Annotated in this window: 12 protein-coding genes and 1 pseudogene; 6 read left to right on the top strand and 7 right to left on the bottom strand. The window is 40.3% G+C overall.

All coding sequences use genetic code 11. The annotated features are described in order from the left end of the window. The first annotated feature begins 3 nt into the window (after positions 1-3). Positions 4-978, top strand: coding sequence for an EAL and HDOD domain-containing protein (locus IRB43_RS17990; protein ID WP_343070821.1), 975 nt, complete (start codon positions 4-6; stop codon positions 976-978). Here the strand turns inward: IRB43_RS17990 and panF are convergent, their stop codons facing one another. From panF to IRB43_RS06950, 6 genes are all read right to left on the bottom strand, one after another. Next, positions 979-2,418, bottom strand: coding sequence for a sodium/pantothenate symporter (panF, locus tag IRB43_RS06925; protein WP_203362710.1), 1,440 nt, complete (start codon positions 2,416-2,418; stop codon positions 979-981). Next, positions 2,415-2,687 (bottom strand): YhdT family protein, encoded by a 273-nt coding sequence (locus IRB43_RS06930; protein ID WP_203362711.1) that lies wholly within the window; start codon positions 2,685-2,687, stop codon positions 2,415-2,417. Before IRB43_RS06930 ends, panF begins: the two co-directional genes overlap by 4 nt. 106 nt (positions 2,688-2,793) lie before the next feature. After that, positions 2,794-3,552 (bottom strand): alpha/beta fold hydrolase, encoded by a 759-nt coding sequence (locus IRB43_RS06935; protein WP_203362712.1) that lies wholly within the window; start codon positions 3,550-3,552, stop codon positions 2,794-2,796. Positions 3,553-3,638: 86 nt separating this feature from the next. Continuing rightward, positions 3,639-4,532, bottom strand: a complete 894-nt coding sequence (gene thrB, locus IRB43_RS06940) for a homoserine kinase (protein ID WP_203362713.1) — start codon at positions 4,530-4,532, stop codon at positions 3,639-3,641. Next, positions 4,529-5,587 (bottom strand): threonine synthase, encoded by a 1,059-nt coding sequence (thrC, locus tag IRB43_RS06945; protein WP_203362813.1) that lies wholly within the window; start codon positions 5,585-5,587, stop codon positions 4,529-4,531. The genes thrB and thrC overlap by 4 nt, the downstream gene beginning before the upstream one ends. Then, a complete protein-coding gene (locus IRB43_RS06950) occupies positions 5,587-6,888 on the bottom strand; it encodes a homoserine dehydrogenase (RefSeq protein WP_203362714.1) in 1,302 nt (433 codons plus the stop codon). Before IRB43_RS06950 ends, thrC begins: the two co-directional genes overlap by 1 nt. A 685-nt stretch (positions 6,889-7,573) precedes the next feature. Here IRB43_RS06950 and IRB43_RS06955 point away from each other — a divergent pair. The 4 genes and pseudogenes from IRB43_RS06955 (at position 7,574) to IRB43_RS06965 (ending at position 10,062) form a co-directional block, all read left to right on the top strand. Then, a complete protein-coding gene (locus IRB43_RS06955; protein ID WP_238941859.1) occupies positions 7,574-8,146 on the top strand; it encodes a PAS domain-containing protein in 573 nt (190 codons plus the stop codon). After that, a pseudogene (locus IRB43_RS17825) lies at positions 8,122-8,388 on the top strand (methyl-accepting chemotaxis protein); the annotation flags it as partial. The gene IRB43_RS06955 and the pseudogene IRB43_RS17825, both read left to right, overlap by 25 nt. 104 nt (positions 8,389-8,492) lie before the next feature. Further along, positions 8,493-8,720: a hypothetical protein gene (locus IRB43_RS06960; RefSeq protein ID WP_203362715.1), complete on the top strand. Its 228-nt coding sequence runs from the start codon at positions 8,493-8,495 to the stop codon at positions 8,718-8,720. Positions 8,721-8,880: 160 nt separating this feature from the next. Further along, positions 8,881-10,062: a M20 family metallopeptidase gene (locus IRB43_RS06965; RefSeq protein WP_203362716.1), complete on the top strand. Its 1,182-nt coding sequence runs from the start codon at positions 8,881-8,883 to the stop codon at positions 10,060-10,062. Positions 10,063-10,142: 80 nt separating this feature from the next. On the opposite strand, the gene IRB43_RS06970 is transcribed toward IRB43_RS06965, so the two are convergent. Next, complete coding sequence (locus IRB43_RS06970; protein WP_343070813.1) at positions 10,143-11,588, bottom strand: N-acetylmuramoyl-L-alanine amidase; 1,446 nt, start codon at positions 11,586-11,588, stop codon at positions 10,143-10,145. A gap of 204 nt (positions 11,589-11,792) precedes the next feature. Here IRB43_RS06970 and IRB43_RS06975 point away from each other — a divergent pair, with 204 nt between their 5' ends. Further along, positions 11,793-11,969, top strand: coding sequence for an H-type small acid-soluble spore protein (locus IRB43_RS06975; RefSeq protein ID WP_203362718.1), 177 nt, complete (start codon positions 11,793-11,795; stop codon positions 11,967-11,969). The last annotated feature ends 21 nt before the right edge of the window (positions 11,970-11,990 follow it).

Genomic DNA, 11,990 nt, shown 5'->3' on the forward strand with positions numbered 1-11,990 from the left:
AAGATTGTTATTGAAATTTTAGAGGATGTTCAATCTTCTGAGAGACTCATTGAATCTTGTCAAAATTTAAGAAAAAAAGGCTATATTCTCGCTCTCGATGATTATATTTTACATGAAAAGAATAGAGCGTTAGTCCCACTAGCTAATATTATCAAAGTTGATTTTTTGCAAACACCCAAGTCCGAACGTCAACAAATGATGAAAGAACTAAAACCATACAATATTCGTTGGCTTGCTGAAAAAGTAGAGACAAGGGAACAGTTCCAACAAGCAAAGGAAGAAGGCTTCTCTTACTTTCAAGGCTTTTTCTTTGCTAAACCTGCTTTAGTGAGCGCAAATTCTATACCAGAGTTCTCCAATAATTACTTTGTTATTTTAAAGGAAATGGAAATGCCTTCACCAAATATACAAAAGATCGCCCGATTAATTGAAGGAGATTTATCACTTTCCTATCAACTGCTCAAATTATTAAACAAAACCGCATTTATTCAGAGAGAAAAAGTCAAAACGATTCAACAAGCCATTATGCTCATCGGATTAGAGGAGCTAAAAAAATGGATACTCTTTATTATGATCAATACTAACAACCAAACATGTTCAGAAGAAATTATGCGAACCTCTCTCGTTCGAGCCAAAACGCTAGAGCAATTAGCTAGGCGTTATTTCTCTAAACAGTCGGCTTCGCAATTTTTTCTACTTGGTATGTTCTCGATGATCGATGCTCTTTTAGGGAAACCGATGGAAAGTATTTTACCAGAATTACCAATCGATATCGAGATAAGGGAAGCTTTATTATTAAAAGAAAACCATTTTTCGAAGGTGCTTCTGTTAATCAAATCATTGGAAGAAGCAAACTGGGTATTAGCGAATGATTTTTGCTCACAATTACAATTGGAAGAAGATATCCTGTTCACTTCTTATAGCCAAGCCATTCAATGGACAGATCAATTACTACAAAAAAGCACCGAGCTTGAATAATTAAGCTCGGTGTTTCTCTTGTTTGGCTGTCGTAAAAAGCGTAACAATAACAAAAATAATCAATGAAATCAAAATAGGCAAAACGACGGTATGCATACCTAACGCATTGGGATAAAAAGAATGCAGCAAAATATAGGAGAGCATCCCTGAAATCATTGAAGCGACCGCACCTATTCCATTAGCCCTCTTCCAATAAAGCGCAAAAATCACTGGCCAAATAAAGACGGCTTCTAATCCACCAAATGAAAATAAATTTAACCAAATGATCAAATTAGGTGGATTCAATGCCACGAAAAAGACAATGATGCCAATAATGGTCGTTACCCATAAGCTGAGCGTTTTGATCTTCTTTTCCTCTGCATTTTTATTAATAAAATGTAAGTATAAATCCTTAATGACGGCGGAAGAAACGAGCAAAAGAAGCGAATCTACCGTCGACATAATCGCGGCCATTGGCGCCGCCAATACAATACCCGCTAGCCAATCCGGCATAATCGTCATCGCAAGTTCCGGCATCACCTTATCACCGACCGTGATCCCGGGAACGATCGCTCTCGCCATCACTCCGATTAAGTGCATTCCTAACATAATTACGCCGACTACAATCGTACCGATGATCAATGCTCGATGCATCGCCTTTGAATTTTTATAACTCATTGCTCGAACGGTTACTTGTGGGAGCCCCACTACTCCGACGCCAACCAAAATCCAAAACGAGGAGATAAACAGTGGCGTTAAACTTTGATCATGCCCGTACGGAGTTAATAGGTTCGGATTCTCCTCCCGTAGCGTGCCCATAATACTTTCCATACCACCACCGGCTTTTAAAGCCGCAATGAATAAGATAAGCGTACCGCCAACCATAATGATCCCTTGTACCATATCTGTGATTGCTACTGCTCGAAAACCACCGATGACGACGTAAATTAATACAGAACCCGCAAAAATAATTAAAGCAGTCGTATACGAAAGACCGGTAATCGACTCCACTAACCGAGCGCCACCAATCCACTGGGCAATCATAGCGGAAAACAAAAAGATAATAATGCTGAGGGCAGCCAGTACAACGACAAGTTGATTTTTATAGCGCGCATATAGAAAATCAACTAATGTAATAGCCTCATATCGCCGCGCCATAATCGCAAACTTCTTCCCTAAAATCATCAACACAAAGTAGCCAGTCGCCACTTGACTCATCGCAAGCAACACCCAAGCTAACCCATAATTATAAGCCGCTCCGGGGCCGCTTAAAAAGCTTGAGGCACTTCCATATGTCGCTGCCATCGTCATTGCTAAAATAAAGCCACCTAGCTCTCGGCTTCCTAAAAAGTATTCTTGCACAAATGAGGAGGAACTTTGCACATACTTAGACGCATAAACGCCGATGAAGAAGATAATAATTAAAAACAATAACAAAGGCAAAATAACCGCCATATTCATCGTGAATCACCATCCTCATCAAAAGGCACTTCTTTAAACAGTACCTTTACAACAACAGCGACAAGAATCACCATTAACACAAGTCCTGCGATACAGCTATAAAAAAACCAAGCTGGCAGACCTAATACATATGTATATTCTTCCACTGGCGCTTTGCCGAGTCCAAACGCAAAACCGTACCACCAAATGAAGTTAATGATCACTAAAATGACGCCAACCCACGCCTCTTTTTTAGCGATCACAAAACGCGGATCTTCTTTATTTTTCAACCTGTTTCCCCCTTTTTCTCTCTAAAGCAACATCACTCTTCCCTTGTTTACCTTACGATAAGCTTCTTTCGGATGCAATATTGTTTTTTTGAAAAACAGAAAAAAGTCATCGCCATTTCTCGATAAATTCCGCAAGCAATGGATTCACTTCTGCCGAGAATTTGGATGGGAGCTGGTGCGTCCCGTTCTTAATAAAAATAACTTGGCTATTAGGAAGTGTTTCATAGTAACGACTATACTTATTGACTACTGGAGACCTGCCCCCATATAGCGATAGTATGGGCAACTGCCAAGAAGCTAGTTGGCTAGTAATATCACTATGCAAAGACAGTTGATAAAACCGCTTCCATACATGCCGATCCACTTTTCTCATCGCTTCATACATCTCCCGTTTATCTTCTTGTCTGTTAAAATGACTGTTTGAAATCAGCTTTGCTAGCAATAAAGGCGCCTTGTCCGTGAGTTGGATACCTGTTTGATGTTGAGCTTGAAATAAAAAGGCGTCTACTTTCGGATAACCGCTCGCAAGGATGACCCCCTTCACTTTATCTGGATATGTAAGAGCATACCGTTGAACGAGCGTTCCTCCTGCCGAATAGCCAAACAGAAAAATTTGTTCTTCTTCGATTGCTGACTGAACAGCTGATATATCTTCTAAAAAACTGTTCATATCGCCGATGAAAGATGATTCACTTTGACCGTGCCCATTTAAATCCATCAAAATAAGCTTCATTTTTCCTTTTAACAAATATTGTTTACAAAAAACATATTGACTCATTCCTGGAGGATGAACGAAAAGAACAGCAGGCCCCTCTCCTGCTGTTTCATAAAAGACCCGGCGATTTTTGATTTCAGCGTAAGGCAAACAAGACACACCCTTTCAGTTTTTCTTAGTATGCGTCTTATTTACTTGCTTATACAAAAAGGAAAAGCCCCATGGACTTTTCCTTTTTACACATATTGAATACCGTTCTTCTCGATCTCTAATTGTTGAACATCACAATCTTTAAACACTTGACGGAAAATCTTAACCACCTTCTCACCCTTACCAGTTGGGGCAAACGTTAAAATCGTCGGTCCTGCCCCGCTAATAACAGTTGCATACGCTTCCGCCTCTTTTGCTAGCTTTCTAGCGTCTATAAATTCTTTAATGAGTGCGATTCGATATGGCTCATGGAACAAATCTTTCTCCATCATCTTTCCAGCAAGCGAATAGTCTTTCACCGATAAAGCAGCAAGTAATACATTCGCTACTGCGCTTGCTTCAACAGCTTGAGCCCTCGCAAAAGCATCTGGAAGCACACGGCGGGCATCCTCCGTTTTTAGTTCATAAGGAGGAATAACGACAATAAGATCCATCTCAGGGGCAGGGAGATGAACAATCTCTGCTTCTTCACCGAAGGACACACCTGCAACCATCCCACCAAAGATAGACGCGCCAATATTATCTGGATGACCTTCAAAGCGATTGCCGATTTTTAACTTCTCTTCTTTTGACAGCTGCAAGTTCGCGTAACGATCAGCAATTTCAATACCAGCTGCGATCGCTGCGGCACTGCTTCCTAACCCGCGAGCGAGCGGGATTTCACTTTCCATCACAATATGTAACGGCGGCAAATCCGCACCATATGTATCAGCCGTTTGTTTAGCCACTTGATACACTAAATGGCTTTCGTCGTTCGGAAGGCCCGCTAATATATCGGAGCGATGTTCAAATGACCATGTATCTGCAGGAGTGATATGAAGGGTCAAATAAAGATTAAAAGCAAGGCCGAGGGAATCAAACCCCGGCCCTAAGTTAGCCGTGCTCGCCGGCACCTTCATCGTTACAGGTGCTATACTCATGCACGAACCACTCCTTCAATATAATCAAAAACGGCTTTTTCATCGTTTGGAAGCACCACTGGCTTTTTCGTAATACACTCAATGGCTGTTTGAGGGTCCTTTAGTCCGTTTCCAGTTAAGACAGCTACAATCGTTGCTCCTGCCGGAATATCTCCAGATTGACGGTGTTTAATGATGCCAGCAATCGATGCGCAAGAAGCAGGCTCAGCAAAAATTCCTTCTTCTTTCGTGATCATTTCAAACGCTTCTAAAATTTCAGCATCCGTCACAAGGTCGATTTTCCCGCCAGACTCATCACGAGCAGCTACCGCTTTATCCCAGCTTGCTGGGTTGCCGATACGGATCGCTGTCGCAATAGTTTCTGGTTGTTCAATTACCATATTCTTCACAATTGCAGCAGCTCCTTCCGCTTCAAATCCATGCATCTTCGGAAGACCTGTGCCAAATTTTTCGTTATATTCTTTAAAGCCTTTCCAGTAAGCTGTAATGTTTCCTGCATTGCCAACTGGAATCGCTAAAACATCAGGTGCTTTTCCTAATTGATCACAGATTTCAAATGCCGCTGTCTTCTGCCCTTCAATTCGATATGGGTTCACAGAGTTGACTAGTGTGATCGGTGAGTTTTCGCTAATTTGACGCACCATTTTTAGTGCTTCATCAAAGTTTCCTTCAATCGATACGATCTCTGCTCCGTACATCATCGCTTGAGCGAGTTTCCCCATCGCGATTTTCCCTTCAGGAATGACGATGATGGCACGCATACCCGCACGAGCAGCATAAGCGGCTGCGGCTGCAGATGTATTTCCTGTTGAGGCACAAATCACGGTGTTGCTTCCTTCTTCTTTCGCTTTCGCAACCGCCATGACCATACCGCGGTCTTTAAAAGAACCTGTTGGATTCGTTCCTTCTGTTTTCACATAAATGTTAACGCCTAACTTTTTAGAGATATTAACAAGCGGAATTAATGGTGTGTTCCCTTCCATTAAAGATAACGCTGGTGTATTCTCTGTTACAGGTAAAAATTCTTTATATTTTTTAATTAAGCCTTCCCACATCATTTTGCACCGTTCCCTTCAACTCTGTAAAAACTTTCCACTGATTTAACAACTGTTAAATCTTTTAACTGTTCTAACACATTTTGATAGTTTTCCATGGAAGCTTTATGCGTAACGATTACAATTTCTGCTACTCCTGCTTCCTCAAGCGGCAATTGAAGAATTTTTTCAAAGCTAATAGAGTTAGAAGAAAATAGCTTCGTTAATTCTGAAAAAGCCCCCACTTCATCACGCACATGCAAACGGATAAAATATTTCGCAAAACGCTCGTTAGCTTCTTTTAATTTCTTTTCAAATTGCGGCGCTAAAGCACTATGTCCATTGACACCAAGACGCATATTTTTTACAACAGCCACCACATCACTCACAATGGAAGTCGCTGTCGGAAGACTGCCGGCACCCGGCCCGTAAAACATCGTTTCTCCAACAGCTTCTCCGTACACATACACCGCATTATATTCATCATTGACAGAAGCAAGCGGGTGATCATTTGATAAAAATGTAGGCTGCACGCTAACTTCTGCACGCGATTGATCTTGATTAGCATAACCAATTAATTTCATTGTATAGCCAAGTGTGTTTCCATATTTTAAATCATCTTTTGACACGTTAGAAATACCTTTCACCGATACATCATCAAGTTCAATGTTCATCGAGAAGGCTAAGCGAGCCAAAATCGCCATTTTGCGAGCGGCATCTAAACCTTCCACATCAGATGTTGGGTCCGCTTCAGCAAATCCTAAATCTTGAGCATCTTTCAGCGCTGTTTCATACGCTAAACCATCTTTATTCATTTTCGTTAAAATATAGTTCGTTGTCCCATTGACAATTCCCATAATTTTTTGGATCTTATCCGATGCTAAGCCATCAGCTAAACCTTTAATAATTGGAACACCGCCGGCTACACTCGCTTCATAAAACAAGTCACAACCATTTTCCGCCGCTATTTTTTGCAGTTCAGAACCGTAAAGGGCGATTAAATCTTTATTCGCAGTTACCACTTGCTTTTTCCCATTTAACGCATCAATTATGTACTGGCGAGTTTCTTCTACCCCACCCATTACTTCCACAATGACATCGATTTCCGGATCATTCAGTACTTCATATGGATCAGTTGTGAGGAGCGATCTATCTAGTTCTACATCACGGGATTTCTCGATGTTTTTCACTAACACTTTTTTGATGGAAACAGGACATCCCACTTGATGAACGAGCTGCTCTTGATGATTTTGAATCATCTTTACTACTCCTGTTCCAACTGTCCCTAAGCCTAATAATCCTACCTTTACATGATCTTTCACAATTCCTCACCTCTGTGTATTTTTAATGTGTACATTTGTTTTTGTATAGTAGACATTATATATGGATTGGCTCTCTTTGACAACCAATTATTTCAGTAAAATAAAATATTTTGCTTTTTTCTAAATTTTATAGAAAGAACAGTAGGGATTCAAGCTATTTCTAACTAATGAACTTACTCTTTTCCAAGAAAACACCTTTCAACAATAGATAGTAGAATCCTGTTTTTTATATCTCCACCATCCATGTGTTGAGAACTCTTAATCATTCACCATTTTATTCCAGATATCTTTTATTTAGATCAAAACCATTTCTTAAGCCTAAAGCATCGTAACAAGAATGAACAGATATAGCCTTTTCGTTCACTCGGGCTTCTGAAACTTATACGAGCAGGCTGTTTAAAAATATCAATAAAACAAAAGCTATACGTAAATAAGAGAAGCTTGTCACCTGTTGCAATACCAAGCTTCTTGTAAATATAAAATGAATAAGGAGAGAAATCGTTTGTCAAAACAGGAAACAATATAAAAATTTAAAAGCACATTTGATGCCTACACAGACATTTAGCAAACATTGGTGCGAAGGGGTCTATCTCAAGAAAACTAAACCATGTAAGCTGGTGATGACGAATTTTTCAGCTAAACGACTTTATAAATTTTTATAAGCTTTTGGCAACGGTGAATGATCTTGAACAGAATTTCAGAAGTTAATAACAGCTCAAAAATTTTTGATGCGCATGCTATCATTCGTGCGCTGGAAAAGCATCTAGCTATGATCCAGTTCAATACAAACGGAGAAGTAATCTGGGTCAATGAAAACTTCGCTAACACTTTAGGATACACTGTGAATGAAATGAAACATATGATGCACGAACAATTTTGTACAAACGATTATAAAAATAGTCCAGAGTACAGAAAATTATGGGGAAATTTAATCAAAGGTGAGAAGTTTCAAGAAAAAATCCAACGAGTAGGCAAAAAGAGAAACATATTATGGCTTGAAGCAACCTATATTCCTGTTCTCAATTCAGAAGGACGAGTAGAATCTGCACTTAAAATCGCGACGGATATTACGGATCGCGAAAATCAAGACATCGAAATCGTTTCTGAATTAAATCATTTGTCGATGAATCTAGGAAATTTAGTCGTCACTACGTTTAAAGAGAATATCGTAGCACTCAACAACTTGAAAAAACAAACCGAACTGATTCATGAGGTATCAAAAAAATACAATATACCGCTTCGCAAACGAATTTGTTAGCTTTGAATGCCGCAATTGAAGCAGCAAGAGCAGGTGAGCATGGGCGCGGATTTTCTGTTGTCGCACAAGAAGTCCATAAATTGGCCAATGACGCTGATGATTCAATAAAAAGTGTCAACACCAATATTGCCAATATTACTCATGAAGTTGCTCATGTAAGTGAGATTACTCAAAATCTCCAAACAAGCGTGGAAGAGACCCAACGGAAAAGAAGCCGAACGATGGAGCAATTCAAAAAGTGAAGTTAACGCCTTTTTCATCCCCATAAAATGGATGGGATAAAATATGAACGAGCGGATAATCTAAAGTCGTATCATGATTACTTTCAAAAAAGGGGAAATGAAAAATGGCACAACAGCAAGCACCCATTGATATCAATGTATTAAAGCAAGCAAAAGCGAATGTGACACTTACAGAGCAATTATTAACACAAGCTATTGAAAAATCCGTCTCTGATGAAATTTTAGTTCAAGAAGCACTGAAACAGGCAGCTACTGAAATTGCTCAAGCACAAACGGCTGTCAGCCAAGTGCGAAGTGCCATGCAAACCCAAGCAAGCTCAAAATCTTTATAATTTTATGTAGAAACCCAGCAGGCTCTAGTCTGTTGGGTTTTCATTTTCTTTTCGTCATTCTTGCTCATTAAGCGAAAAAGCTCAAAAATTTTCTCCCTTACGAGAAGGGGATCCCCTCTTTCATCTAGAAAAAATAGAGACAAGGAAAAGAGGGATACAGATGGAAAAGCTATATTCACTATTAAAGCAGCACTATGAGGAAATGGTGTCGATTCGCCGTTATTTGCATGAAAACCCAGAACTATCATTTCAAGAAGTGCAAACACCTACTTATATCGCCCGCTATCATCGCCAGTTAGGGCATGAAGTACGGACAGAGGTGGGTGGTAGAGGTGTTGTTGCGACCCTTCGCGGAAAAAAGCCAGGAAAAACAGTTGCCTTGCGTGCTGATTTTGATGCTTTAGCCATTCAGGAAGAGAATGATTTACCATACAAATCGAAAGTCGATGGAGTAATGCATGCATGCGGTCACGACGGCCACACCGCTACTTTATTAGTGCTAGCAAAGGTGCTGAATCAACTGAAAGAGGAACTAGAAGGAAATATTGTGTTTATTCATCAGCACGCAGAAGAAGTGGCTCCAGGCGGTGCGATTGCGATGATTGAAGACGGCTGTTTAGAAGGAGTCGATGTCATCTTTGGCACTCATTTATGGGCAACGGAGCCAACGGGCCATTTACTGGTCAAAAGCGGGCCGATTATGGCAGCCACGGATGGATTTAAAGTCACGATTCAAGGAAAAGGCGGACATGGATCCGAACCTCATTTGACAAAGGATGCCATCGTTATCGGTTCACAATTTGTGACAAGTGTTCAACAAATTGTGTCACGACGAGTAAATCCGCTCCATCCGGCAGTCATATCGATTGGACACTTCGAAGCGTTAAATCCATTTAATGTCATTGCTGATACAGCGCTTTTAAAAGGAACGGTTCGAACATTAGATGAGGAAACAAGGAATTTGATTGAACAAGAGCTCGAAACAGTCATACAAGCAGCTTGTCTGCCAACGGGCTCTACCTATTCTTTTACTTATAAACGAGGATATCCGGCAGTAAGGAACCACCCTGAAACAGCGGAATTTTTAATGGATATAGCCAAGCAGATCACTGAGGTAGAAGAAGTGCGTGAATGCGAGCCGTTTATGGCTGGAGAAGATTTTGCTTATTATTTACAGCATGTGAAAGGAGCTTTTTTCTTTACAGGTGCTCGCAATCTGCAGTGGAAGGAAGTCTACCCTCACCACCATCCGAAATTCAACATCGATGAACGAGCACTTCTCATTGCAGCAAACATTTTAGGCACCGCAGCGCTTTATTATTTACAACGCTCTTTAAGTTAATCTTGTACTTAGTGAAAATAAACGCCATTGTTTCAAACCATAAAAAAACAGAAAGGCCCTTGCACCTTTCTGTTTCCTTTTTATTTTCCTACTTGATAAAGAGCCTGTACATCATAGCCTTTAGCAGCATAGTAGTCTAGTGTACCATCATAAATGGCTTTGGCCATAACTTTTTGCCAGTAATCGGATTTCAACATCTCGTTTTCTTTTTTATTCGTGATAAACCCTAGTTCTACTAAAGTTGCTGGCATTTTATTATTCGTTAGAACCCCTAAATTTCTTCCAAGTTGTTCTGTACTTTTAATTCCACGATCTCTTGTTTTTAACACTGCAATTAAACGATCTTGAATTTTCGATGCTAACAGCTTGCTGTCAGCGACATAAGGATTACCTGCAGCAGCGTGATAAAGAGTTTCTGTTCCGTTAGCTGACGCACTAGCAGCGTTCGCATGAATGCTTACAAAGGTATTTCCTTTATTGCTTAAAGCAAATGCTACACGATTATTAATCGAGATAAAACGGTCATCAGAACGGGTCATTTTCACTTGAAATGGTGTCTGTTTAAATAATTGATTCAATTTCAAGCCTGTTGCTAACACGACATCCTTCTCGTTTACTCCAAAACCGATCGCTCCAGGATCATGTCCACCATGACCAGGATCAAGAATAATGGTTTGATTTGTTAAACGCGCATCAACATTTCCTTGAACGGGCTTCTCTTGTTCTGGGGTATTGCTCCCTTCTGCAGCGCTATCTTTTAAATAATTCGTGCTCACAAAACCGACAATATCACCGGATTTCACATATGTCCATCCGCCTACTTGGTGAGCAGTTAGCATCTTATCATTGGCCTGAACTTTTCCTTTAATTGAGTAAGCAGTTGATGGACCTGATCGCACATTTAAGTCATTGGCTTTAGACCAGCGTGTACGGTCAAACTGCACTGAATCTTTCAAACGAAATTCTGGTTGAATCGCTCGAGCGAGGAACACCGCGAAATCTGCTCGGCTAAGCACTTCGGAAGAACCAAACGTCCCATCTTCCATTCCGTTCGCAATCCCAAAAGAGATTAAGGCTTGTTCAGCACTTTTCATTGAACCGTCAAATGGATAGCCAAATGCTTTCGTAATCATAAGAGCCATTTCGCCGCGTGTTACCGCTTGATTCGGTAGAAATGATCCATTGCCATTCCCTGACATGATCCCTTTATCAACTACAGACTGGATGTAACCTGAAGCGAAGGTGCTAGCAGATACATCTTTAAAAGCTGTTGGCCGCTTTGTACCGTCTAATTGTAGCGCTCGTCCGATAAAAGTAGCGGCTTCAAGCCGGGTCACTGTTTGATTTGTACCGAATACAGTTGGTGAAGAGCCTTTCACAATTCCTCCTTCCGCTAAAAAGTTAACTTCTTTCCATGCTCGACTTGGTACATCAACGAAGCCTGCTGCTTCGGCAGATTTATTTACTCCAAAAAGAGAAATAACTAAAGAAAGTACCAATGCGACAAGAAATGAACTTCTTTTCACTACTTTTCCTCCATTCTCAATAAATAACGAGTTTTCTAGAGTCATACATTCATTATTTTACAGCTATTTTTTTACTTTGCTATATTTTCGTTCTGTTTGTAACATTTATGTTATATTTGTCATCTGCTGAAATATAGTATGGTGAATATTTTTTACCAGATCGGTCATAATAAAAGGAAACCTTATCAAAGGAGGAAGTCATTGATGAATTCACAACGAGCGAAGGAAATTACAGCTTCACCTGAAATGATCCATGTCACATACAATGGTGTACCGATTTACATTCAAGATGTAGACGCCAAAAGTGAAACGGCTAGAATTTACCCGCTGGATCATCCCGACAAAGAGCAAACGGTTCCCCTGCGAAGTTTATCTGAATAATAACCAAAAAAGACCTAGGTA

This window comes from Bacillus sp. REN10, from assembly GCF_016820555.1.
In the GTDB taxonomy this organism is placed as follows: domain Bacteria; phylum Bacillota; class Bacilli; order Bacillales; family Domibacillaceae; genus Bacillus_CE.